This is a genomic window from Nocardioides sp. Z30_9 (assembly GCF_058215735.1).
Genome location: NZ_JBZAJF010000001.1, coordinates 687,011 through 709,112, shown reverse-complemented (window position 1 = coordinate 709,112; position 22,102 = coordinate 687,011). Strand labels below are relative to the sequence as shown.

Here is a 22,102-nt window from a genome sequence, read left to right as displayed (position 1 = left end):
CAACCGGGGCGATCTTGCCGCTAGCAGAATGCGGAAGCACCACGCGGCCACGGACGGCTAGCATGCTCGCGATGCTAGTTCACGCGCTAATGGCGGGCGGGATTGGATCGCGCCTGTATGGACCCGACGGCGGCCTGAAGCCACTTGAGCCGGTCGGGGCTGCTCGCGTGCTCATCGACTACATCTTGGACGAGGGAAAGTCTCTGGGATCAGATCTTTACTTGGTCGCCGTCGGTTCAGAGGGCCAGCCGATCGTCGACCACATTCGCGCCGCGGTGACCGCCGACGTGCGTCCTGTCCGCCAGTCGTTCCCGGGGACGGGCGGTGCGGTGGCGAAGCTACTTGAGGAGTCGCCGGAAGGCGCAAACGTCTTCCTCACGACCAGTGACCTCCACGGCGAACTGGGCGAGATTGCAGCCGCCCTTGGTGACGCGGCCGGACAGCTCGCGACTGACGCCCCGGTGTGCATCCTCGCGATCTCACAGTGGATGGAGTCGGACGCAGCACCGATCTTCGTTCACACCGACCCCGACGAGGATGGCCAGCCGTCGCTGGTCACTTCGTACGGTAAGGACGTCGCGCAGAGCTCGATGGTCTTCTCGGGCGCTCGCTTGCTGAACGCGGCGTTCGGCCGGCTCTTTGTTCAACTCGTGAACTCTTCTGATCGGGACCTGACGGACACCCAACTGATGAAGCGCGCGGTGGCTGCCGGCGCGCGGGTCCTCGCCGTGCCGACTCTGTCGGTGTTCGACGTTGACGACCAGCCGACGCTCAGCCTGGCTCGAGCGGATTACCAGGCCAGATCCGCGCGACCGTAGCCCGGGAGCAGGAGTTGGCTGTTCGCATCGAGCAAGTCGGTGAACATGTACTCCGGCGTCCGGGGACGAGCTCCCATCGGATGCTTGAAGAAGAAGCCGAGGTCACGCCGTAGGCCGGGCGGGTGGTTGGCCGCAGTGCTGAGGAACACCCGGACGAGGTCGAGTAGGGACTGAGTCGCGAGAGGGGTGTCCAGGGCCTTCCAGCGAAGTTGCAGTTCGCCGACATTGCCGAAGATGTCCCGGAACAGGACCGAGTCCCAGGCTTCCTTGGCGTCGCCCAGGGCCGGCATGTAGCGGATATCGATTCGATGCTCGCCTTCCGTTAGGCCGGCGATGGTGTTCAGCCCGAATGCCTTGTCGTGGATCTTGGTTACGTCGACGCCCGGGATCTCGAGGACCTGCCCGTCCCGGTTGCCGAGCACGTTGGTGCTGTACCAGTTCTCGATCGCCAGTCCGCGGGTCGCCAGCGCGCCGGCCAGCATGAGTTTCAGATAAGTCTGGCCGGTCGAGCCATCGCGACCGGCAAACTGTGCGCCGGTCCCCGATGCGATGACGTCGATACCCGCGGCCTCCAGTGTCGGGCTCGGCGTGAAGTCGATGAAGTGCGCGCCGGCCTGCAGAGCGCCAAGGAGGTAGGCGTAGGCCGACGCAGCCTCCGTGGCGCTGGTCTGCCGAATCGCGTCGGACGATGCCTGTGAGTCGCCCGCTACAGATCGGCGAGCGGGGGAGGCCAGGTTGATGACAAGGGCGGCGTCGCTGGCAGTTCCCAGAACGAACTCTCTGATCTCCTGCTCGACGAGGTCTGCACCGTCTCCGACGGTGCGCCATTCGCGTCCGCCTTCCTCGTCGCCTAGGAGCGTGTCGCTCGTGGCGGACCGGAGCCCGAGTGTGACGCATCCGGGCTCTAGCCCAACCTCGCGGTCAGCGCCACGTACGTCCCAGCCGGCAACGACAATCTGCTCAGCCCTAACGAGTCGATCTTGGTCGAAGATCGGGAGCGACGATAGCCCGTAGCGCGCACTCTTCGGGTCGCTCGCGAACTCGGTGAGGTAGTGGAGCAACATCTTACTGTTCGAACCACTGGCGCCGATAACGATAACTGCGAACTTCATGGTCGACTCCAGTCGGGGATCTCGGCTGTCGATGCTTGGCATTGCAGGAAGATAATTGTGCTCTCGCCATATGCGGCCTCCCATTCCACCACCTCGGCTGTGGGCCATTCCGATAGGCGTGGCAGATTCTGGTGAAGCTTAGCCAATAGTATTTCGACGTCTCGGGGGAGCGTGGTCGCCTGGGCAAACGTCCGGTTGCCATCCGCGATCAACACCGCCTCGAAAATTGCCTCGTCGCCATCAGTCAGCTCGGCGAGCGACGAGGCGACGGCGACGTACGTCTTGCCCGTCCTGACGTTGGTGTGGCCCATGATGCCCAGCGTGTACCCCACGCATGGCTGGAGCACGTAAGCGGCGACCCGGTCGTCGATGTCGTCATACATGCGCCGTGAGTCATCCCACGAGCGTTCGTCGGCGATCGCGCTGTGGAGCGACCCCGAAGCAGCCTGGGCCACGAGTGGATCACTGTGACCACCCCCGGCCTCGCTCGGTCGGATGATCACGCGGTCAGATCCCATGGCTGGAAACCCTGACGGGAGCTGTGGAACGATTGACGTCGCAGGGACGGGGAGGCCAAGGCCAGCGAGTGTCAGGATGCCACTCGCCTTGCCTCCGACTACATCACTGAGCTGCAAGCGCTGCGCTGATCAGATCCCGGAGCTCGGTCAGAACCTCCGGTGAAGTGTCGACGTCGCGGAGGTTGATGGCCCGCGGCCAATCCTCATCGACCCACTCGCGACCGAGTACCGCCTTCGACTCCGAGTAACGCGGGAAGAAGTGAAAGTGGACGAACGGGTCCTTCATCATCGCTGCGACTGCATTCACTCGGTCGGCGCCGAGGTTCGTCAGGGCTACTGTTTCCAGGGCACCCAGGAGTTGGAGCAACTCAACGGCCTCGTCCGCGGTGACATTATCGAATGTTGGGATTGGGCGCTTTGGGAGAACGACGGTGTTACCAAAAGTCAGCTGCTTTCCGCGCACGGTAATGAGCCAGTGCGTCCCGTCAAGAACGAGGAGTTCCTCGGGATTGAATTTGGTCAAATGGTCGAGGCTGGTCATGAAGTCTCCGAAATTAGTTGGTGAACCCACTGTACGATGTTCTCGGCTCTTCTGAAATCAGAATCAGTCCTATCCCAAATGCGGTCGAAGTCAGCCAGGAATTCGCGACCTGTCGGGACGGAGGTAATACACATTGCATTCAGGCGGTCACGGTCATTGCCACTGACTGCCTCGTGCAGGATCACGGTGGTGCCGTTCACGACTTGGTACTTGAACGGGACAGTCTCGTCCGTGAGGGCTGCAAGGTAGCCCGGGTAGTTCGTGAGGCAGTCGAGCCAGTTCTTGACGTTGGCCAAAATATGGGTTCGTTCGAGCTTGACTGTCTGGCCATGCGTTCCTGACCTGAGGTAGGCCTGCAACTCCTTCTTGGAGTAGATCTCCCTGCATCGGAGGCCGTTGTCGAGCTGTTCGAAGAACTGAGACTTGCGTTCGCGATGTTCCTGCACGTAGGCGTCGACCTGGCTGCTGCCGGGTCCGAATCGCTGCTCGGCGATCTCCTCAACTGCGGCCTCACTCTTGAACAAGACCGAAAGTCGCTTGGGGATGCGGTCGATCCGGGACGCCCCGTACTCACGTGCCACGATCAGACGGGAGTAGTGGATCGCCGACGTGCACACCACGACGGACGCCTGAGACGCGTCCGGGACACCGGCAACAGGGTCGGTGTCGACACGGAGTGGCGTCGGCGACTCGCCGACCATCCAGCGTGCGAGCACCTCGACCGCGTCGACGGCGACGTCATTCCAGCGCGACGACGTCGGTGATGTGACGCCGTAGTAGGAGGACAACCCTGGGAACTCCTTCCGTATGTCCTTCCATATCTTGTGCACGCGGTCAGTCAGCACGTACGCCGAGCTGTACCGGTTGAAGATGGTTTCCAGCAATTTGTGCCAGTCGCGTCCGGAAGGTGGCGTGCGGCCCACGGCCCCGTTCGGAACCGGGATCTCGCTCACTTCGCGGATGGTATCGACATACCGCCAGAAGATGTCCGGCCGCAGATCAGGTTCGACCAAGAACATGGGCAGGGTGTGGAGGCTGGTTGCGTGACGCATCCGTGCTGGATCGGCGAGGCCCGGTCCAAGACGAAGTCGCTTCAGATCTCGTAGGATTGCGTCGAATGACGCTGGCTGATCTGACGACTCGCTCGTCGCGTCCGCCCCATTCGCCACCATGGGTCTGGAGCCTAACGGGCAGCAGCGTGAAACTTTTCACGTTTTCGGGGAAATCGGCGGCTGCCGTGGGAATTTTCAGCGTGAACGCTAGTCCACATGGACACGACCGCGGCCACCACGAACGCTACCTCCTCGAGGTTCGAGACCCGCTGGCTCTTTGAGCTGATCAGCCCCGACGGCACAGTTGCCGGCGGCGGATGGGTCGCCGCTCCGACGGAAGCAGGCGCTCGTACCCACGCGCGCCTGTTCCTCGCCGGGCTCAACCACGTCCGCATCGTCGGTTTGGCGGTGGCGCCGTGATCTCCGCGGTCGCGTCCTACGGCGTCGGCGCCTCGCCGACGCCGTCCGTCCCGGTGCGCCGTCCGGCGTCTGGGAACCCGTGGGCGCTGGCGCCCCGGTCCGAGTGACCAACGAGATCAGGGAGTACAGCATGTTCGAGAAGTTCAAGCGGGCCATGCGCCCCACCACCGGGGCCGCCGTGCCCGCGCGCAAGGCCCTGCCGCCGGCGACGTCGTCGAACCTGTCGACGTCCCGGGCGGGTGCCTACAACACCGGCATCTCCGAGGCCGCGATCGAGCAGAAGAGCATCGAGGACGGCCAGGTTGGGCTGCTCGACCCGGAGGCCATCGGTAGGGAGAACTCACACCCCGACGCCTGCGACCACCTGGCCGAAGGGCACGAGACCGCGACCGACATCATCGGCTACGACCTGCGCGGTGCCGTTCAGGCCGTGGACGAGAGCCTCGAGCGGGCGCAGCCGAAGGTCGTTGTGGACGAGTCCGACGCACTCCAAGCCATCGACGTCCACAAGTCGGCCGAGAAGCGCCGTCTGGTGCAGCGCCAGAAAATGGCCGCCGCGGGCCTGCCGATCCCGTCGCAGAAGGGATCGCTCGTCTTCGTCGGGCTCATGGTCCTCCTGTTCGTCGGGGACTGGGGGCTGATCACGCTCGGCTTCCAGATCATGGGCCTGCCCGACAAGCCGTGGATTCCGGGCGTCGCGTTCACCGACGATCTCCACCTCGCGGCCCTCTCGTCGGTCGTGGCGCTGGTCTTCCTCGGCGAGTACGCCGGATGCCACATCCGCCGCATCGAGCACGCGCTGGAGCAGCGTCGGCTGGCCGGTCCGGACAACCGCGAGGTGTTCCCGAAGCCGGCGATCTTCGACTACGTCTGGGTTGGTCTCTGCCTCGCCGGCGCCATCGGCGGGCTCGTCGCGCTGAGCTCCATCCGCACCGAGTATCTGTCGGCGCTCGGTATTCCGTCGAACGGTCTGGCGTTCCTCGGCATCCAGGGGGTCATCCTCGCCGCCGCGGTTGCCCTCGGTTTCGCCAGCGCAAATCCGGAAGCGAAGAACTGGAAGAGCATCAACAACAAGGCCGTCGAGGCCGAGACGACCATGGACGCGAAGATCGCGACCTTCTCCGAGTCGGCCGGCAACTTCAACGCCGACGTTGACAAGCGCGACACGCTCATCGCGCAGGCCGGCCACCACGCTGGTGCCGACGGAGCGAACGTCCGCGGCCAGCAGGCGGCCTACAAGCGGCGCTACAAGCTTTCCCAGCTCGAGCCCGCCCAGGAGAAGCTGTTTGGCGCCCACCTCGTGCCGACGGAGTACGGCGAGGGCGACCTGCTCGCCCGCCTCACCGGCATCACGGCGTTTCCGGTGTTCAACAAGATCAGCACGCGAACGGTCATGAACGCCAAGGCGGCATCGCTCGCTGAGCTCGCAGTCCTCCGCGCCCGCATCGACAAGATCGAGATCGACAAGCTCGACCTGCCGGAGCTCGACGAGATCGCCACCATCGCTCCGGTCGACGACGACATCGATGGCGAGGCCGTCTCCAGCCCCGCGACGCCGCTGCGCCCCGTTCCGAACCAGCGCCCGATCGACCACATCGATGAAGACCTCGACGCTGAAGCCAACGACGCTGAAGCCAACGACGACGAGGCGCTGGCGTGAAGCCGGACGAAGGGTGCCGCCCTGTGCTGGGGCGGCGCTACCTCAACAAGGGTCGCCCGGTCACGAGCGGTCGGTACATCCCGGGTCCGCCGCGAGAGAAGACCATGGCGCGGGCGATCACGCTGCCGCCGCTCTCGGGCGGCTCCCGCCAGGAGATCCGTGCCCAGCTCCGACGGTCCATCTTCGCCATCGTGCCGGACCGCTCGGGGTCGATCTTCGCGACCTGGGGCGGCGATCCGGACGACGCGATCGGGGCCGCGGGCGAGAGCCTTTTCATGCTGCAGCGGCGCTTCGGAGGTGGACGTGGCCTGGTGGTGCCATGGGGGAGTACTGCACCGGCGGAGCTGGTCGTTGGCCCGATGGACGTCAAGCGCCACTTCAAGACCCTGAAGCAGGCGCTGCGCAATCGCGGGTCGCTTGGCGGCAACGATCTGCCCGCTGCCCTGCGCCGGACCGCCGAGCACCTCGGAAGTCTTGCCGCCGACGAGATGCCCGTCATCTTCGTCCCGACCGACGGCATCGAGGACGTCACGGCCGAGACCCATTCCGCGGTGGCCGCGCTTCCGGAGGGCTCGGTCCACCTGATCCTGATCGACCCCCGCGGCGGGTGTGGCCCGGAGATGGAGGCCAACTGGCGCTCCGTCGCCTTCGGCTCCTTCACCCGGGTCCAGGACCTGTCCGTGCGGAACCTCGCCACCACGATCGCCGAGCTCTACGCCGATGCACTTGGCCTTGAGCTCGGCACCGCAACACCGACCGCATCCACCAAGTAGAGAGAAGCTCATCATGCGGAAGAACATCTCCCCGATCCTCGCGTCGGGCATGCTCCTGATCGCCCTCGCCCTCGCCCTCACGGGCTGCGGCGGCACCTCCGAAGGCGCCGAGCTGGCCTCGGCGTCCACGGACTGCGTTTCGGCGCAGCCCGACCTCAACTCCGACACCCCGACCATCGCTGTGCTCGGTCAGGTCGGCCCCAAGCTCGCGTCGTACGACGAGGACATCGAGATGGTGGTCGGCGCCAGCAAGGCGAGCAAGGCGCGCGTCATCGTGAACGGCGTGTCGGGCGGCACCAGCGCGCCGAACCTCCTGACCAACGTGGTAATGGCCGGGGAGGGCGACAACAACCTGTTCCGCGACAACAACCTCAAGTGCAAGGCCAAGTCGATCGACGACGCCATCGCCACGCTGAAGGACACGAAGGCATCGAAGACGTACAACGCCTTCGCGGCACTGAACGCGCTCGCTGGCAACCTCGAAAACAACCCGTCGAACAACCCGGTCGACGTGGTTCTGCTGACGCCGCTCGCCTCCGTCGGCGGTGACGTTCACCTGACCGACGCTGAGACCCTGGCCGACCCGGTCGGGGCGATCAACCGGCTCGCCGGCCGGGGCCTGATTCCGGCATGCAACAACTGGCGGATCTACGCCGTGTCGCCTGACACCGGCCTCGACGACGTCCGCGCCGCACAACTGAAGGAGTTCTGGCGGCTTTACGTCGAAAAGTGCGGCGGCCAGCTCGTCGCCTGGACCGACCACCTCGCCACCTTCCCGCTGACCGTGGCCATCGGCGCGGCGGACACCAGCCTGATCGAGGTCGAGCGCTCGACCGAGCAGGTCACCGCGACCCTCGGCTCGGACGTGCTCTTCGGCGCGGACAGCGCCGTGCTGCAGGCGAACGCCGAGCCGGCGCTCCGCGAGCTGCTCGCGCTCACCAACGAGTATCACGGCAAAATCCGGGTCATCGGACACACCAACCCGGTCGGCGCTACCCGGATCGACGGCGTCGACCTGAGCAAGCAGCGGGCGGGCGCCGTGAAGGCCTGGCTGGTGTCGCATCAGGTCCGCGACTCGCGCATCACCACGATCGGGAAGGGCGCTACGGAGCCGGTGTACGCCCGCCCGAAGAGCGAGGCGCAGTCGGCTTCCAACCGCCGTGTTATCGCGGTCATCTACGTCGCGGCCGCGTGACCGACGATGGGATGGAAGGGCAACGTCGTCACCGGCGCCACCGTGCTTGGGCTCGTCATCGGCGCGAACGAGATGCTGATGCCGAAGACGCCCGAGCAGATGGACAAGTATCGGCACGAGCAGTTCGTCGAGCAGGGGTCGGACTCGATCGAGAACGAGAACCAGCGGCGGCGGGATGACCTCCCCGGTCAGGTCGACGCAGAGAACGAGCGAAAGCTCCAGCCGGGGGAGTACCGCCCCACGGATCCGAAGCTCCCCAAGCTCAGGATCCGGCCGTGATGTGGGGCAGCGTCAGCGCCGGCGACTGGATCAAGAGCGATACCGACATCAGCGTCGGCATGTTCGGGGGCACCACTATCAGGGCCGGCACTAAGGGCGTCGTGACCGGCGTCTCCACCGGCTGGCTCACATCGCGCGCAGAGGTTGAGTTTGACAGCGGTTTCGGGACTGTGCGGGCCAGCGTGCCGACCCACCAAGTTCACCTGGTCCGACGCGGCGGAGGGATCGATCGCTTCACCTCGCGTCAGCGGCGTCTTGCTGTTGCCCGCCTCGCCCTCCTCCTCTTCCTCGCCTGGCCGGTCATCTGGTGGTGCCTCCAGTACGTGTGGATCAACAAGAGTTTCTCGGGCATCACGAGCGGCTTTGCGATCAGCATGGTTGACTCCATCGGCGACTGGATCACCATGCTCGTCTCGAACCCAGTCCCGGGACTCGTCTATCTGGGCTTCCTCTGGGTCGTGGGGAGGCTGGCATGGCGGTGAACTCTTGGACGCTGTTGGGGGACGGTGCCTAGCGGACTACGAATGGACCGCGCCCAGATCGGCCAGGTCCATCCACTCCCAGCCCGGTAGCGATGCGTGGCAGTGTGACTCGACCGCCTGCGCGGGCGCTCGCTCCTCGTCGAGAGCGCGGGACTGATGCTTGAGATCGTCACCTCCCATTCCCATTAGAGAGCTTGATCGGGCGGGTGGTCGGGGTGGACAAGGCCGTGCCCGACGACGACGGCGGGGGCTAACCTGTGCGCTTCCGCGATGCGGGCTACATCGTACGAGTCACAGGCACTGAAGAGCGGCCCGTCGTCAGGGTCTTCTCGCAGGTGGTCTCGAACGTCGCGGCCACCCCTGAGCTCTACGAGACGATCAACGAGGTGAACACGCAGCTCACCTTCTGCCGTTGTTTCTCGGTGGAGGATCGCGTGTACATCGAGACCGAGCACTTGGGGATGACGGTCCGGACCGACGACTTCCGTGAGTTCACCGAGATTGTTTCCTCGGCCAGCTCCTACTTCGGCTCATTGCTCGCTGAGCAGTACGGAGGCCGACACTCTTTCAGCGCCGAGGGCGACTCGGACGTCGGCAGCGCGACGTCGGCTGCATCGCCCACGGGTCTCTACCTCTGATCGCCAGTAGGCGACCGTGAACTGTCACGCGGACGGATGAGTGTTTGGGATGGGCCTAGCGATCGACCGGGAAGGAGCTACTCGTTGCATGTCCTCTACTACTTGGCCCCGGTCGCGGAGGAAGTGGACTTGCTCGACGAGGTTCGTCGTCAGTGGCCGCAGCCGGAGTGGGACTTCATCCGTGGCTCATGGGAGGAGTCCTCGCACGGGGTGTCGTGGGCGCGCCGACGAGTCGCCCGAGGAGTCGCCCGTGCATAACCTCGCCCAGATGCTTGGGATGCTGCAGCACCTCCTCGAAGCTGTGGTGATCCCCCTTGACTAAGAGGAGGACTGACGATCGGCGCGGCCCATGGCGACGCTGCCCATGCCGCCGGGCTGGACCTTCTCCATAGATTTCGCCGATTGTCTGAGCTTGGCGCGGATTCGGTGACCCTCCTTGAACCCTGCGGATTCAGCAGGCACCAGCGGGCAACGATCGGTTACCGTCGGAAGTGCTCGAGACAGCGGACACCCGCTACCACACAAGCGATTCGGCTGTTTCACGCAACGATTGATAGCAACGGGCAAGCTCTTGAGATTGCCCAGAGGGTTCGGGTTCAGATCCATCTCCCCTCGGGCCATGCTGTCGCGCCGCCCAATCCCTTTCCAGCGGCGTTGACGCTGCTGCGCCATTAGCCCGGCCCTTTTCGCCGGGGGAGTGCAGCGAGTGGGGTTGCTGTGGCTCCGCGCGGGCAGGGCCCGAGTCTGCGGCCGTTTGTGACCGTCGGAGCTCGGTGACAAGAGGGCGCGGATTGGGCTCGCTTTATTCGCAAGGCCCCGTAACTAGGTGCCGTTGGTACCAGACGTCCAAAACGGCATCGCAGCAGGTCACGGGCTCGTTCGACCCCAATGAGCGCAGGCGCACGCAAACGATCGCCCCTACGCTCAGGCCATGAACGTCTTTCCGATGACGCACCACGTTGAGTGTGCGCGATCGTCCGCGTGGGACCCCGGTGCTCGCCCAGATGCTCACCCCGCCGTGGGGTGCACGGGGTACGCACAAGGATGAGAAACGACGCCTGACACTGGAAGACGTCGAAAGACGTTCTTGCAGGTCAGACGCCGTTTCAGGCATCTAGCCGCAGGTCACAGGGACCCCCGACTTAAATGTCGTAGTACAGCTCGAACTCGTGCGGGTGCGGGCGCAGCTGCACGGGGAGGATCTCCTGGGTGCGCTTGAAGTCGATCCACGTCTCGATCAGGTCCGGCGTGAAGACGTTGCCGGCCGTGAGGAACTCGTGGTCGCGCTCCAGGTTGTCCAGCACCGCGTTCAGCGACGTCGGCACCTGGTCGATGTCGGCCATCTCGTCCGGCGGCAGCTCGTAGATGTCCTTGTCGATCGGGTCGGACGGCTCGATCTTGTTCTGGATGCCGTCGATCCCGGCCAGCAGCAGCGCCGAGAAGGCGAGGTAGGGGTTCGCCGAGGGGTCGGGGCAGCGGAACTCGATGCGCTTGGCCTTCGGGTTGGCACCCGTGATCGGGATCCGCACGCAGGCCGACCGGTTGCGCTGGCTGTAGACCAGGCTGATCGGGGCCTCGAAGCCCGGCACCAGGCGGTGGTAGGAGTTCACCGTGGGGTTGGTGAACGCCAGCAGCGACGGGGCGTGCTTGAGGATGCCGCCGATGTAGTGACGGGCCATGTCGGAGAGGCCGGCGTACCCGGTCTCGTCGTAGAACAGGGGCGAGCCCTCGTTCCAGATCGACTGGTGCACGTGCATGCCGGAACCGTTGTCACCGAAGATCGGCTTGGGCATGAAGGTGGCCGTCTTGCCGTTGCGCCAAGCGGTGTTCTTGATGATGTACTTGAACTTCATCACGTCGTCCGCGGCCTGGAGCAGCTCGGCGAACTTGTAGTTGATCTCGGCCTGGCCGGCGGTGCCGACCTCGTGGTGGGCACGCTCGACCTGCAGGCCGGCGGCCTCGAGCTCGATGACCATCTCGTCACGCAGCTCACCGAAGTGGTCGGTGGGCGCGACCGGGAAGTAGCCACCCTTGTACTTCACCTTGTAGCCGCGGTTGTCGTTCTCGAACGCGTCGCCGGTGTTCCAGGCGCCGGCCGAGGAGTTGATCTCGTAGAAGCCGGTGTTGGCCTTGGTCTCGAAGCGCACGTTGTCGAAGACGTAGAACTCGGCCTCGGGGGCGAAGAACGCGGTGTCGCCGATGCCGGTGCTGGCCAGGTAGGCCATCGCCTTGCGGGCGATGTTGCGCGGGTCGCGAGAGTAGGCCTCGCCGGTGATCGGGTCGTGGATGAAGAAGTTCACGGCCAGGGTCTTGGCGGTGCGGAAGGGGTCGATGTACGCCGTCGTGGGGTCCGGGAACAGCGACATGTCCGACTCGTGGATCGCCTGGAACCCGCGGATCGAGGACCCGTCGAAGCTGAGCCCGTCGTCGAAGACGGACTGGTCGAAGGACGAGACCGGCACCGTGAAGTGCTGCATGATGCCGGGCAGGTCACAGAACCGCACGTCGACCATCTCGACGCCTTCGTCCTTGATGTACTTGAGCAGCTCTTCGCTGTTCTGGAACATTCGTCCTCCTGTGGCCGCATCGCGGCCGGGTGAGTTTTTGGTGAGCTTGCGACGCCACACTGCGAGGCGCGACGGTCGTGAAACTACGGACAACCCGTTGCACGACCGTATCCACTTTGTTTCCGCGATGTAACAGCGGTCCCATGGCCCCGGCCCCTCGGACGGTCGCGGGCCGGATAGTGTCCGGGGGTGCCCGCCTACGCGTCGTGGCGGCGACGGATCGCCGCACTTGTCATCGACTGGGCCGCTTCCACCCTCGTGGTGGTGGGGATCTTCGGCTGGGGCTACTACCTCGACGACCGCAACTCCAGCTGGGTCGTCCTGGCGGTCTTTGCGACTGAAGTCTCGGTGCTGACGGCACTGACCGGAGGGTCCTTCGGTCAGCTGCTGACCAGGATCCGGGTGCTCACCATCGACGGTCGTCCGCTGAACCTGCTGATGGCCGTGGCCCGGACGCTGCTGATCTGCCTGGTGATCCCTCCGATGATCTTCAGGCCCGACAGCGGACGCGGCCTGCACGACCTGTGGACGGGGTCCGCGGCGTACCTGCGCGAGTGACCTGTGGATTCCGGTTGCCGATAGGACGGGTGTCCTACTCTGGAATCGAACTCACACTCACCTGGGGGCAAGTCATGACAAGCAGCATCTTCCGCCGTCGCGCCACCGCCCTGAGCCTCGCCGCAGTGCTGACGCTCGGAGTGGCCGGTTGCGGGGACACCGAGGCCGCCTCCACGGGGGCCAAGGCCGCCACGTCCACGCAGGGCAAGGTGACGGCCGTCCAGGCCGCGGCGGTCGGTGAGCAGCTGCTGGTCGACGCCTACGAGGCTGCCGAGAAGGCAGGATCGGCCCACCTGTCGATGAAGGCGACCGGTCGCATGGAGGCGAGCGCCCAGGGTGACGTCTCCTACGGGGACGACGACCCCACGATGCAGATGACCGCGACGATGGGCCAGATGGGCAGCGGCAAGGCGGCGATCCGGCTCGTCGACGGCATCCTCTACGTGCAGGTCCCCGGGATGACCCCGGCCGGCAAGTTCCTGATGCTGGACACCAAGGACGAGAACTCGATGCTGGGCAAGATGCTGGCCGGAGTCACCGAGCAGCTCGACCCGCTGGAGGGCGTCCAGCAGCTGCAGGGCGCCGTCACCAGGTCCGAGCGCGTCGGCGAGGCGACGCTCGACGGCGTCGCGGTGGACGAGTACGACGTCACCGTGGACACCGAGAAGCTGATGGCCAGGCACGAGAAGTCGATGCCGAACATGGACGTCCCGAAGTCGGTGACCTACAAGCTCTGGCTCGACGACCAGTCACTGATCCGCAAGATGAGCTTCGACGTCGCGGGCGCCTCGGTCGAGATCCTCGTCTCGAAGTGGGGCGAGCCGGTCAAGGTCGAGAAGCCGGCCCCGGGCGACATCACCCGGCGGCCCATCTCCTGACAGGCCGCCTGACGGCTTCCTCGAAGGGCCGGTCGGTCAGCGTCCGCGCTGCTGGCCGCGCATCCCCTTCATGCTCGTGGGCATCGGCCCCTTGGGCATCGGGATGGCCGAACGGGTGGCGTCCAGGGCCCTGATCCGCGCGAGCACGTCGGTCATCTGAGCCGGCTTGACCTTCTTGCCGAGCTTCGTGACGGTGCGGGTCAGCTTGCCCAGCGGCACCTGGCCCTCGTCGTGGCCCACGATGAGCTCGTGGATCGGGATCTCGCTGGCCACGCGCTCGTGCTTGCGGCGCTCCGCGGTGAGCATCGGCCGCAACCGGTTCGGGTTGCCCTCACCGATCAGCACGATGCCGGGAGGGCCCACGACCCGGGTGACGACGTCCTGCTGCTTGTTGACCGCGATCGCCGGGTCGGTCTTCCAGCCGCGACGGAGCATCCCCAGCACCGCGGCCGCGGCGCCCGGCTTGCCCTCGATCTGGCTGGTCGCGGCGCTCTGGGCGCGGCGGCCGAAGATGATCAACGTGGCCAGGAGGCCGACGAGCACGCCGAAGGGGATCGCGAAGAACAGGCTCTTGAAGATCAGCAGCATCACCGCGAAGCCGGCCAGCCCGGCGAGCAGGAAGACGCCCGCCAGGATGAGCCCGATCCGAGGATCGGACTTCTTGGTCATCTTGTAGCTCTGGCGGATCTGCTTGATCCGGCCCGGGTTGTTCGGGTCCTTGACCTTCTTCTGCTTGCGGGCCTTCTTGGTGACCGACTTGTCGGCCTTCGTGCTGGGCTTCTGGGCCATGCGTGATGCCTCTGCCTGTCTGCGACTGGGGGGTGAGCGGAACTCCCAGTCTAGGTGGTCGGGCACTGGGCCCCGCTGGTGGACAGGCGGGGGAGCGTCAGATCCGGACGGCCCCGGGAGTGGCCCCGGGAGTAGCGAGGTCGCGAGCCTCGATGGCCTGCTTGTAGAGCCGTCCGGCGCGGTACGACGAACGCACGAGCGGCCCGCTCAGGACCCCCGCGAAGCCGATCTCCTCGGCCTCGGCAGCCATCTCCACGAACTCCTCGGGCTTGACCCACCGCTCGACGGGGTGATGGCGCGGGGAGGGTCGGAGGTACTGCGTGATTGTGATCAGCTCGCACCCGGCCGCGTGCAGGTCGACCAGGGCCTGGTGGATCTCCTCGCGGGTCTCGCCCATGCCGAGGATCAGGTTGGACTTGGTCACCAGCCCGAACGCACGGGCCTGGGTGATCACGTCCAGCGAGCGCTCGTAGCGGAACGCAGGGCGGATCCGCTTGAAGATCCGCGGGACGGTCTCCACGTTGTGGGCCAGCACCTCGGGGCGGCTCTCGAAGACCTCGCGCAGCAGGTCGGGCTCCCCGTTGAAGTCGGGGATCAGGTTCTCCACGCCGGTGTCGGGGTTCAGCTCGTGGATCGCGCGCACCGTCTCGGCGTACAGCCACGCGCCGCCGTCGGGGAGGTCGTCGCGGGCGACGCCGGTGATCGTGGCGTAGCGCAGGCCCATCGTCTGCACCGACTCCGCGACGCGACGGGGCTCGTCGCGGTCCAGCGGCTGCGGCTTGCCGGTGTCGATCTGGCAGAAGTCGCAGCGCCGGGTGCACTGGTCGCCACCGATCAGGAAGGTGGCCTCGCGGTCTTCCCAGCACTCGTAGATGTTGGGGCAGCCCGCCTCCTGGCACACCGTGTGCAGGCCCTCGGACTTCACCAGCTGCTTGAGCTCGGTGTACTGCGGGCCCATCTTGGCCCGGGTCTTGATCCACTCGGGCTTGCGCTCGATCGGGGTCTCCGCGTTGCGGACCTCGAGGCGGAGCAGCTTGCGTCCGGCCGGGACAGTGGGGGCTGCCGAGGAGGGCGCAGCCGAGGTCCCGGCGGCGGTGTGGGCGGCTTGTTCAGGCGCTTGAGTCACGACTTCACTGTACGTGCGTACGCCGCAAATGCCCCACCGGGCGGCCACGCCGAGATCGGACCCGTTGCGTATTGGTAACCCAGTGGTTACCTTTGATGCCGTGGACGTGTTCGCAGCGCTGGCCGACCCGGTACGCCGGTCCCTGCTGCGCGCTATCGCGGCCGCGCCGTCACGCGTGGTCTGCCTCGCTGCCGGCCGCCCGATCTCGCGCCCGGCGGTGAGCAAGCACCTGCGGGTCCTGAGCGAGGCCGGCCTGGTGCGGGCGACCGCGCAGGGCCGGGAGCGGAGGTACTCGCTGGACCGCGATGCACTGGCGCCGGTGGCGGACCTGCTGGCCGAGCTCGCGGGACCGCGCCAGCGGCTGGTGGGGGAGGCTGCCCTGGACGCGCTCGACACCGAGGTCCGCCGTACCTCGCGCCAGCGCCGCGCGGACACCCGTCCCGCGAGCACCGAGCAACCGCACGAGGAGACCGGATGAGCCCGAAACCCACCGGCCACGTGGCCGCAGCCGGCGATCGCGTGGTGCTCACACTCTCCCGGGAGTTCCGGGCACCGATCGAGGACGTCTGGGCCGCGGTGACCGAGCCCGAGCGGCTGGCCCGCTGGATCGGCACCTTCACCGGCGACCCGCGGGCCGGCAGGGTGGCCTTCCGGATGACCGCCGAGGAGGGTGCGCCCCTCGAGGAGGTCGAGATCCGGGAGTGCGTCCCGCCGCGCGTACTCCGGGTCGCCTGGACCGTGGGGGCGGACCCGTGGCTCCTCGACCTCGCCCTCGAGGAGCACGCCGGGATCACCACGCTGACCTTCGTCCAGACCGACATCGACCCGGTTGCTGCGGAGAGCGTCGGGCCCGGGTGGGAGTACTACCTCGACCGGCTGGTCGCGGCGCAGAGCAACGGGGACGTCGAGGCGATCGACTTCGACCGGGACTACTACCCGGCCATGCTCGAGCACTACCGGGTCGCGCGGGACTGAGACCGCTCAGACGTCGCGGCGGCGGAACCAGACCAGGGAGACCGCGACGGCGATCACCAGCAGGACCCCGAGGAACGTGCCTGCCTCCGCATGGGTCATCACCTGCATCGAGCTGCACCGCTGCCCGGGCGTGCAGGTGATCGTGGCGTCGAAGTAGCGGTGCACCGGCGCCAGCCAGCCCATCGCGTTGTTGCCGACGGCCCACCGCCCGGCGCCCTCGAAGGGCACCAGGTTGGCGACCAGCTCGCCGCCGACGGCGTAGACGAACAGCAGCGCCAGCGTGGCGACGGTGTGCCGGAAGATCATGGTCAGGGCGAACGCACCCAGCGCGGCGCCCATGCCCAGCGCCATTGCGCGTACGACGTGCCGGGCGATCTCCCCGACGTCGCCGCCCGGCACGCTCACGTCCCGGGCCTGGGCGAGCAGCCCGAGCCCGAGCCAGAACCCGCCCAGCGCGACCAGGGCGAGCAACCCGCTGCCGATCGTCACCGCGGTGGCCTTGGCCAGCCACAGCCGCGTCCGCCGTGGCTCGAACAGGAGCTGGTTGGTCACCGAGCCCGAGGACCAGTCGGCCCCGGCGAAGGTGCAGCCGGCGATCACGATCAGGGCGACCACGATCAGGGCGAGCGAGACCCCCTGCTCCTGCAGCACCGTGCCGAGATCGAGCTGCTGGCGCGGGTAGTAGGTCTCGGGAGGTTCGACCAGGGCCGACGCACAGTCCTCCGCGCTCGCCTCCGGCCCGAGATAGGCCTGTGGATCAGCCTCGCAGGCGCGGACCTCCTGCTGGCGCTCCGGCTTCTGGCCCTCCAGCTCGGCCTGGGCCACGGCGTCGGTGCGGTCGCCCTGGGACAGCGGGCGGGTGTTCCACGCCGTCGCGGCGACGAAGACCACGGCGACCAGGATCGCCGCCAGGGCCAGCAGGGCGATCGCCCTGCGGGAGCGGAACCGGTTGAGCTCGACGGCGAGCAGTCGCATCACGACGCCTCGTTCTCGCTCGGGGCGGCCGCCGACGCGTCGTCCGCGGCCGGACGGCGCCGGGTCAGCTCGAGGAAGAACGACTCCAGGGTCGGCCGCACGGCCGTGAGCTCCTGGACGTAGATGCCGTGCTCGGCCAGGACACGGGTGATCTGCTCGGGGTGCTGGTGGCCCTCCACGGTGAGCTGGTCGCCGTCCTGGGTCACGGCGTACCCGGCGGAGCGCAGGAAGTGCCGCGCGCCCTGCGGGTCGGCCACGCCGACGCGGGTGCGGGAGACGTTCTCGCCGAGCAGGTCCTCGACCTTGCCCGAGGCGAGGAGGCGGCCGTCGCCGACGATCGAGACCGAGTGGCACACCTGCTGGACCTCGGCGAGGATGTGCGAGCTCAGCAGCACCGTGACCCCGGACTCGCCCAGGCCCTGGATCAGGTTGCGGATCGACTGGATCCCCGCGGGGTCCAGGCCGTTGGTCGGCTCGTCGAGGATGAGCAGGTCGGGTCCCTTCAGCAGCGCGGCGGCGATGGCCAAGCGCTGCCGCATCCCCAGTGAGTAGCCCTCGTAGTCCTGGCGGGCGTGCTCGGTGAGCGAGACCTGCTGAAGAGCGCCGTCGACCGCCGAGCGCGGCAGCCCGATGGAGCGCGCCAGCAGGATGAGGTTCTTGCGCCCGGTGAAGGAGGGGACGAAGCGAGGCTCCTCGACCACGGCGCCGACCCGGTTGATCACGCGCGGCAGCTGCGCCGGCACCGGCTCGCCGAAGAGCCGCATCTCACCCTGGGAGGGACGGGACAGGCCGAGCAGCATCTTGATCGTCGAGGTCTTGCCGGACCCGTTGGGTCCCAGGAAGCCGTGCACCCCACCCGCCGGTACGGCGAGGTCGAGTCCGTCGACCGCGACGGTCCGCCGGCCTCGGGACCGATAGACCTTCCGGAGGTCGCGAGTCTCGATCACGAGATCGTTCATCGGTCCTGGACACACCCCTTCGCCAGCCAGCCCCCAGCATGGCCCATGGGGTCCTCAGGCGAGCGGATTGAGCACGGGGACACGCAGGTCCGCCGGGCGCCGGCCCGGTTCGGGGCGAGGCTCGTAGTCAGGGGTGGGGTCGTACGGCGCCCACGCCAGCAGGTCGCTCAGGTGGCGCTCGACCAGGGGCATGGCCTCGGCGATCGTGACGGTGCGTCCCAGCTCCTCCGACAGCGAGGTGACCCCGGCGTCGGCGATGCCGCACGGCACGAACCGCTCGTACCAGGAGAGGTCGACGTCGCAGTTCAGCGCGAACCCGTGCATGGTCACGCCCCGGCTGACCCGGATCCCGATCGCGGCGATCTTGCGCTCGGGCCAGCCCGGTCCCGCGTCGCTCCCCGGGGTCGCCTGCAGCCACACGCCGCTGCGGCCGGGCACCCGCGCCGTGGTCACACCGAGGTCGGCGCACACCGCGATCAGGGCCTCCTCGAGGCGGCGTACGTAGTCGACGACCAGCACGTGGTCGGGGAGCCGCACGATCGGGTAGCCGACCAGCTGGCCGGGACCGTGGAAGGTGATCTTGCCGCCGCGGTCGACCTCGATCACCGGGGTGCCGTCGGTCGGCCGCTCGTGCGGTTCGGTGCGCTTCCCTGCGGTGTAGACGGGGGAGTGCTCCAGCAGCAGCACCGTGCCCGGCGCGCCGGCCACCACCTCCGCGTGCACCTCCCGCTGGCGGTCCCACGCGAGGAGGTAGTCGGTCGGGCCGTCGGTGAGCTCCTCGAAGACAAGCGGGTTCATCAGGTCAGGCTAACCCCGCGCGGTTCCCCTGTGGACAACCTCCTCGAGCACGCTGCGCCGGTGCAGGGTGGCTCCATGAGCCCGTTCCCGGTCACGCTCCCGGTCCTGGTGCTGCTCGCGGGGCTGCTGGTCCCCGCTGCCGGTCCCGGGGATCGCGAGGAGGGGAGCGCGACCGGACCGCGCACCGAGCTCGCGGAGGCGCTCGGGGTGCTCCACGAGTGGGACACACGACGGGCCCGCGCCTGGGCACGCGGCGACCTCCCCGCGCTGCGGTCGCTCTACCTCCCCGGTTCCGGGGCCGCACGCGCCGACGTACGCCTGCTGGAGGAGTACGCCGCCCGCGGGTTCGTCGTGCAGGAGCTGGTCACCCAGGTGTTCTCGGTCAGGCTCCTGGGCCGCACCCCGACGACGCTGCGGCTCAGCGTCTTCGACCGGGTGGCAGGTGGCGAGATGGTCCGCGCCGGGCGCCTGCTCGCCGTCCCCAGCAGCCGACCCGTCACCCGGACCGTCGCCTTCCGGCTGGTCGAGGACGGATGGCGGGTGGCGAGCGTCATCGGCTCGGGTCGAGACCCTCGCGGAGCACGGCGCTGACGTCGGGGTCGCGGTGGGTGAACCCGCTCGCGAGCAGAGCGGCCGGGACGCAGTTCAGCGACCCGAGCAGCTCGTCGGACATCTGCCCGGCGGCCCGCCGGAGCACTGCGGAGGGCACCCGCAGGACCGCCGGGCGGTGCACCTGGTGGGCCAGCGCCCGGGTGAGCTCCGCGTTGGTGGGGGTCCGCTCGCTGCACAGGTTGACCGGCCCGGAGACGGACTCGGTCTCGGCGAGGTGGATGACGGCGTCGACCCAGTCGCGGGCCGAGATCATCGGCGCGTACTGGCTCCCGTCGCCCATCGGCCCACCGAGACCGGCCTTGAACAGCCGCCGGAGCATGCCGAGCGGCTGGCTGCGCCGGTCGTAGACCGGGGAGGTGCGCAGCACGACCACCCGGGCGCCGGCGTCGGCTGCCGGAGCGGCTGCCTCCTGCCAGGCCCGCGCCACCCGGGTGAGCAGCGCGTCGCCGCGGGAGTCCGCGGTCTCGGGGAGCGGCTCGCTGCCGTGGTCGCCGTAGTAGCTGATCCCGTTGCCGGCCAGGAACGCCGGCTTGCCCTCGCTGGCGGCGATCGCCTGGGCGAGCACCTGGGTCGTGGTGACGCGGCTGTTCATCAGGTCCTCGGCCCACTTCTTCGAGTGCGGGTTGCCGAGCGTGGGGGAGCCGGCCAGGTTGACCACGACGTCGTGGTACTCCACGACCTCGACACCCAGCGGGGCGGCGTACGGGTCCCAGCGGACCTCGCTGGAGCTCGACGGCGGGCGGCGTACCAGCGTGGAGACGTCGTGCCCCCGCGTGCGGAGCGTCTCGGTCAGCCGGGCGCCGAGGAAGCCGGACGCGCCGGCGATCAGGAAACGCATGCACCCACGGTCCCACGACGGTGCGCACGGTCAACCCGTTGCGAGGGACGCAGGGATGAGGAATAGGCTCGCCCCCGTGAGCGATTTCGATGTCCTAGTCCTCGGTGCCGGCCCCGGTGGGTACGTCGCCGCCATTCGCGCCTCCCAGCTCGGTCTCAAGGTGGGGGTGGTGGAGAAGAAGTACTGGGGAGGGGTGTGCCTCAACGTGGGCTGCATCCCGTCCAAGGCGCTGCTCCGCAACGCCGAGCTGTCCCACATCCTGACCCACGAGAAGGACAAGTTCGGGATCACCGGGGATGCCTCGATGGCCTACGAGCCGACCCACGCGCGCAGCCGCGAGGTCTCCGACTCCATCGTCAAGGGCGTCCACTTCTTGATGAAGAAGAACAAGATCGAGGAGATCGACGGCTGGGGCACCTTCGTCGACGCCAAGACCATCGAGGTCGAGGGCGACGACGGCAAGACCCGGACCGTGACCGGCGACAACATCATCATCGCCACCGGCGCCACCACCCGCCTCGTGCCGGGCACCGAGCTCTCCGAGAACGTGGTGACCTACGAGGAGCAGATCCTCAACAACGAGCTGCCCAAGTCGGTGGTGATCGCCGGCTCCGGCGCCATCGGCGTGGAGTTCGCCTACGTGATGGCCAACTTCGGGGTGGACGTCACCATCGTGGAGTTCCTCGACCGGATGGTGCCCACCGAGGACGCGGAGATCTCCAAGGAGCTCGCCAAGCACTACAAGAAGCTCGGCGTGAAGGTCCTGCTGAAGACCAAGGTCGAGAAGATCGAGGACTCCGGCTCGAAGGTCAAGGTCACCGTCAGCAAGGACGGCAAGGAAGAGGTCATCGAGACCGACAAGGTGCTCCAGGCGATCGGATTCGCCCCCCGCCTCGAGGGCTACGGCCTCGACAAGACCGGCGTGGAGACCACCGACCGCGGTGCGATCGCCGTCGACGCGCGTGGCCGCACCAACGTCGAGGGCGTCTACGCGATCGGTGACGTCACCGGCAAGCTGATGCTCGCCCACACCGCCGAGGCGATGGGCATCGTCACCGCCGAGACGATCGCCGACCACGACACGATCGAGATCGACTTCGACATGATCCCGCGGGCGACGTACTGCCAGCCCCAGATCGCCTCCTTCGGCTACTCCGAGGCCCAGGCCGAGGAGAAGGGGTACGACGTCAAGGTCGCCAAGTTCCCGTTCTCGGCCAACGGCAAGGCCAAGGGCCTGGGGGACACCACCGGGTTCGTGAAGATCGTCGCCGACGCCAAGCACAACGAGATCATCGGCGCCCACCTGATCGGCCCCGACGTGACCGAGCTGCTGCCCGCCCTGACCCTGGCCCAGAAGTGGGACCTGACCGCCGACGAGGTCGCCCGCAACATCTTCGCCCACCCGACCCTCTCCGAGGCCGTCAAGGAAGCCGTCGAGGGCCTCGCGGGCCACATGATCCACATGTAGTTCTGCTCGGGGTTCCGGTCGTCCGGTTTCCCAGGTGATGAACCCGAACTGCCTCTTCGCACACCTCACGC

25 protein-coding genes are annotated in these 22,102 nt (G+C 67.4%); 14 read left to right on the top strand and 11 right to left on the bottom strand.

From position 1 onward, the window contains the following. The first annotated feature begins 167 nt into the window (after positions 1 to 167). Positions 168 to 818, top strand: coding sequence for a hypothetical protein (locus AC4BGB_RS03570; protein WP_490544781.1), 651 nt, complete (start codon positions 168 to 170; stop codon positions 816 to 818). Here the strand turns inward: AC4BGB_RS03570 and AC4BGB_RS03565 are convergent. From AC4BGB_RS03565 to AC4BGB_RS03550, 4 genes are all read right to left on the bottom strand, one after another. Next, positions 791 to 1,930: an inositol-3-phosphate synthase gene (locus tag AC4BGB_RS03565; protein WP_490544779.1), complete on the bottom strand. Its 1,140-nt coding sequence runs from the start codon at positions 1,928 to 1,930 to the stop codon at positions 791 to 793. The two genes, AC4BGB_RS03570 and AC4BGB_RS03565, sit on opposite strands and share 28 nt — an antisense overlap. Beyond that, complete coding sequence (locus AC4BGB_RS03560; RefSeq protein WP_490544777.1) at positions 1,927 to 2,433, bottom strand: hypothetical protein; 507 nt, start codon at positions 2,431 to 2,433, stop codon at positions 1,927 to 1,929. Before AC4BGB_RS03560 ends, AC4BGB_RS03565 begins: the two co-directional genes overlap by 4 nt. 118 nt (positions 2,434 to 2,551) lie before the next feature. Beyond that, the gene (locus tag AC4BGB_RS03555; protein ID WP_490544775.1) at positions 2,552 to 2,989 is read right to left on the bottom strand and encodes an HIT family protein; all 438 of its coding nucleotides are present in this window, start codon (positions 2,987 to 2,989) and stop codon (positions 2,552 to 2,554) included. Continuing rightward, on the bottom strand, positions 2,986 to 3,942 hold the full coding sequence (locus AC4BGB_RS03550; RefSeq protein ID WP_490544774.1) for a hypothetical protein: 957 nt from the start codon (positions 3,940 to 3,942) through the stop codon (positions 2,986 to 2,988). Before AC4BGB_RS03550 ends, AC4BGB_RS03555 begins: the two co-directional genes overlap by 4 nt. Before the next feature lie 315 nt (positions 3,943 to 4,257). On the opposite strand from AC4BGB_RS03550, the gene AC4BGB_RS03545 reads away from it, so the two are divergent. The 7 genes from AC4BGB_RS03545 (at position 4,258) to AC4BGB_RS03515 (ending at position 9,488) form a co-directional block, all read left to right on the top strand. After that, complete coding sequence (locus AC4BGB_RS03545; protein ID WP_490544772.1) at positions 4,258 to 4,461, top strand: hypothetical protein; 204 nt, start codon at positions 4,258 to 4,260, stop codon at positions 4,459 to 4,461. A gap of 130 nt (positions 4,462 to 4,591) precedes the next feature. Next, positions 4,592 to 6,121, top strand: a complete 1,530-nt coding sequence (locus AC4BGB_RS03540) for a hypothetical protein (protein ID WP_490544771.1) — start codon at positions 4,592 to 4,594, stop codon at positions 6,119 to 6,121. Further along, the gene (locus tag AC4BGB_RS03535) at positions 6,118 to 6,894 is read left to right on the top strand and encodes a vWA domain-containing protein (protein WP_490544769.1); all 777 of its coding nucleotides are present in this window, start codon (positions 6,118 to 6,120) and stop codon (positions 6,892 to 6,894) included. The genes AC4BGB_RS03540 and AC4BGB_RS03535 overlap by 4 nt, the downstream gene beginning before the upstream one ends. A 13-nt stretch (positions 6,895 to 6,907) precedes the next feature. Beyond that, on the top strand, positions 6,908 to 8,089 hold the full coding sequence (locus AC4BGB_RS03530) for an OmpA family protein (protein WP_490544767.1): 1,182 nt from the start codon (positions 6,908 to 6,910) through the stop codon (positions 8,087 to 8,089). A gap of 6 nt (positions 8,090 to 8,095) precedes the next feature. Continuing rightward, positions 8,096 to 8,368: a hypothetical protein gene (locus AC4BGB_RS03525; protein ID WP_490544765.1), complete on the top strand. Its 273-nt coding sequence runs from the start codon at positions 8,096 to 8,098 to the stop codon at positions 8,366 to 8,368. Then, positions 8,365 to 8,850: a hypothetical protein gene (locus AC4BGB_RS03520; RefSeq protein ID WP_490544763.1), complete on the top strand. Its 486-nt coding sequence runs from the start codon at positions 8,365 to 8,367 to the stop codon at positions 8,848 to 8,850. The genes AC4BGB_RS03525 and AC4BGB_RS03520 overlap by 4 nt, the downstream gene beginning before the upstream one ends. A 257-nt stretch (positions 8,851 to 9,107) precedes the next feature. Further along, a complete protein-coding gene (locus AC4BGB_RS03515; protein ID WP_490544761.1) occupies positions 9,108 to 9,488 on the top strand; it encodes a T3SS (YopN, CesT) and YbjN peptide-binding chaperone 1 in 381 nt (126 codons plus the stop codon). Positions 9,489 to 10,630: 1,142 nt separating this feature from the next. Here the strand turns inward: AC4BGB_RS03515 and glnA are convergent. Next, complete coding sequence (glnA, locus tag AC4BGB_RS03510) at positions 10,631 to 12,055, bottom strand: type I glutamate--ammonia ligase (protein ID WP_490544759.1); 1,425 nt, start codon at positions 12,053 to 12,055, stop codon at positions 10,631 to 10,633. Between the two features lie 189 nt (positions 12,056 to 12,244). Here glnA and AC4BGB_RS03505 point away from each other — a divergent pair, with 189 nt between their 5' ends. Both AC4BGB_RS03505 and AC4BGB_RS03500 read left to right on the top strand, forming a co-directional pair. Further along, on the top strand, positions 12,245 to 12,613 hold the full coding sequence (locus AC4BGB_RS03505; RefSeq protein ID WP_490544757.1) for an RDD family protein: 369 nt from the start codon (positions 12,245 to 12,247) through the stop codon (positions 12,611 to 12,613). Between the two features lie 74 nt (positions 12,614 to 12,687). Further along, positions 12,688 to 13,491, top strand: coding sequence for an SCO4651 family lipoprotein (locus AC4BGB_RS03500; protein ID WP_490544755.1), 804 nt, complete (start codon positions 12,688 to 12,690; stop codon positions 13,489 to 13,491). A 36-nt stretch (positions 13,492 to 13,527) separates the two neighbouring features. On the opposite strand, the gene AC4BGB_RS03495 is transcribed toward AC4BGB_RS03500, so the two are convergent. Both AC4BGB_RS03495 and lipA read right to left on the bottom strand, forming a co-directional pair. Continuing rightward, complete coding sequence (locus AC4BGB_RS03495; RefSeq protein WP_490544753.1) at positions 13,528 to 14,280, bottom strand: DUF4191 domain-containing protein; 753 nt, start codon at positions 14,278 to 14,280, stop codon at positions 13,528 to 13,530. Positions 14,281 to 14,377: 97 nt separating this feature from the next. Beyond that, positions 14,378 to 15,313, bottom strand: a complete 936-nt coding sequence (gene lipA, locus AC4BGB_RS03490; RefSeq protein WP_490546780.1) for a lipoyl synthase — start codon at positions 15,311 to 15,313, stop codon at positions 14,378 to 14,380. A 193-nt stretch (positions 15,314 to 15,506) separates the two neighbouring features. On the opposite strand from lipA, the gene AC4BGB_RS03485 reads away from it, so the two are divergent. After that, positions 15,507 to 15,884, top strand: a complete 378-nt coding sequence (locus AC4BGB_RS03485; protein ID WP_490544751.1) for an ArsR/SmtB family transcription factor — start codon at positions 15,507 to 15,509, stop codon at positions 15,882 to 15,884. Continuing rightward, positions 15,881 to 16,381, top strand: coding sequence for an SRPBCC family protein (locus AC4BGB_RS03480; RefSeq protein ID WP_490544749.1), 501 nt, complete (start codon positions 15,881 to 15,883; stop codon positions 16,379 to 16,381). The genes AC4BGB_RS03485 and AC4BGB_RS03480 overlap by 4 nt, the downstream gene beginning before the upstream one ends. A 6-nt stretch (positions 16,382 to 16,387) precedes the next feature. Here the strand turns inward: AC4BGB_RS03480 and AC4BGB_RS03475 are convergent, their stop codons facing one another. Genes AC4BGB_RS03475 through lipB form a run of 3 tightly spaced genes read right to left on the bottom strand, consistent with a single transcriptional unit; the run spans position 16,388 to position 19,113 of the window. Continuing rightward, the gene (locus AC4BGB_RS03475; RefSeq protein WP_490544747.1) at positions 16,388 to 17,356 is read right to left on the bottom strand and encodes a hypothetical protein; all 969 of its coding nucleotides are present in this window, start codon (positions 17,354 to 17,356) and stop codon (positions 16,388 to 16,390) included. Next, a complete protein-coding gene (locus AC4BGB_RS03470; RefSeq protein ID WP_490544745.1) occupies positions 17,356 to 18,315 on the bottom strand; it encodes an ABC transporter ATP-binding protein in 960 nt (319 codons plus the stop codon). Before AC4BGB_RS03470 ends, AC4BGB_RS03475 begins: the two co-directional genes overlap by 1 nt. Before the next feature lie 54 nt (positions 18,316 to 18,369). Continuing rightward, entirely contained in the window at positions 18,370 to 19,113 is a 744-nt protein-coding gene (gene lipB / locus AC4BGB_RS03465; RefSeq protein WP_490544743.1) for a lipoyl(octanoyl) transferase LipB, read from the bottom strand. Positions 19,114 to 19,188: 75 nt separating this feature from the next. Between lipB and AC4BGB_RS03460 the strand changes: the two genes are divergently transcribed. Continuing rightward, entirely contained in the window at positions 19,189 to 19,704 is a 516-nt protein-coding gene (locus AC4BGB_RS03460; protein WP_490544741.1) for a hypothetical protein, read from the top strand. On the opposite strand, the gene AC4BGB_RS03455 is transcribed toward AC4BGB_RS03460, so the two are convergent. Continuing rightward, positions 19,664 to 20,563: a TIGR01777 family oxidoreductase gene (locus AC4BGB_RS03455; protein WP_490544739.1), complete on the bottom strand. Its 900-nt coding sequence runs from the start codon at positions 20,561 to 20,563 to the stop codon at positions 19,664 to 19,666. The genes AC4BGB_RS03460 and AC4BGB_RS03455 overlap by 41 nt on opposite strands. A gap of 76 nt (positions 20,564 to 20,639) precedes the next feature. Between AC4BGB_RS03455 and lpdA the strand changes: the two genes are divergently transcribed. After that, the gene (lpdA, locus tag AC4BGB_RS03450) at positions 20,640 to 22,031 is read left to right on the top strand and encodes a dihydrolipoyl dehydrogenase (RefSeq protein ID WP_490544737.1); all 1,392 of its coding nucleotides are present in this window, start codon (positions 20,640 to 20,642) and stop codon (positions 22,029 to 22,031) included. Positions 22,032 to 22,102 lie beyond the last annotated feature (71 nt).

Excerpts from the sequence above, each read along its gene's own strand:
- AC4BGB_RS03565 (WP_490544779.1), bottom strand. The coding sequence starts at position 1,930 with ATGAAGTTCGCAGTTATCGTTATCGGCGCCAGTGGTTCGAACAGTAAG.
- AC4BGB_RS03555 (WP_490544775.1), bottom strand. The coding sequence starts at position 2,989 with ATGACCAGCCTCGACCATTTGACCAAATTCAATCCCGAGGAACTCCTC.
- AC4BGB_RS03545 (WP_490544772.1), top strand. The coding sequence starts at position 4,258 with ATGGACACGACCGCGGCCACCACGAACGCTACCTCCTCGAGGTTCGAG.
- AC4BGB_RS03540 (WP_490544771.1), top strand. The coding sequence starts at position 4,592 with ATGTTCGAGAAGTTCAAGCGGGCCATGCGCCCCACCACCGGGGCCGCC.
- AC4BGB_RS03530 (WP_490544767.1), top strand. The coding sequence starts at position 6,908 with ATGCGGAAGAACATCTCCCCGATCCTCGCGTCGGGCATGCTCCTGATC.
- AC4BGB_RS03525 (WP_490544765.1), top strand. The coding sequence starts at position 8,096 with ATGGGATGGAAGGGCAACGTCGTCACCGGCGCCACCGTGCTTGGGCTC.
- glnA (WP_490544759.1), bottom strand. The coding sequence starts at position 12,055 with ATGTTCCAGAACAGCGAAGAGCTGCTCAAGTACATCAAGGACGAAGGC.
- AC4BGB_RS03500 (WP_490544755.1), top strand. The coding sequence starts at position 12,688 with ATGACAAGCAGCATCTTCCGCCGTCGCGCCACCGCCCTGAGCCTCGCC.
- AC4BGB_RS03495 (WP_490544753.1), bottom strand. The coding sequence starts at position 14,280 with ATGGCCCAGAAGCCCAGCACGAAGGCCGACAAGTCGGTCACCAAGAAG.
- AC4BGB_RS03480 (WP_490544749.1), top strand. The coding sequence starts at position 15,881 with ATGAGCCCGAAACCCACCGGCCACGTGGCCGCAGCCGGCGATCGCGTG.
- AC4BGB_RS03475 (WP_490544747.1), bottom strand. The coding sequence starts at position 17,356 with ATGCGACTGCTCGCCGTCGAGCTCAACCGGTTCCGCTCCCGCAGGGCG.
- AC4BGB_RS03470 (WP_490544745.1), bottom strand. The coding sequence starts at position 18,315 with ATGAACGATCTCGTGATCGAGACTCGCGACCTCCGGAAGGTCTATCGG.
- lipB (WP_490544743.1), bottom strand. The coding sequence starts at position 19,113 with ATGAACCCGCTTGTCTTCGAGGAGCTCACCGACGGCCCGACCGACTAC.
- AC4BGB_RS03460 (WP_490544741.1), top strand. The coding sequence starts at position 19,189 with ATGAGCCCGTTCCCGGTCACGCTCCCGGTCCTGGTGCTGCTCGCGGGG.
- AC4BGB_RS03455 (WP_490544739.1), bottom strand. The coding sequence starts at position 20,563 with ATGCGTTTCCTGATCGCCGGCGCGTCCGGCTTCCTCGGCGCCCGGCTG.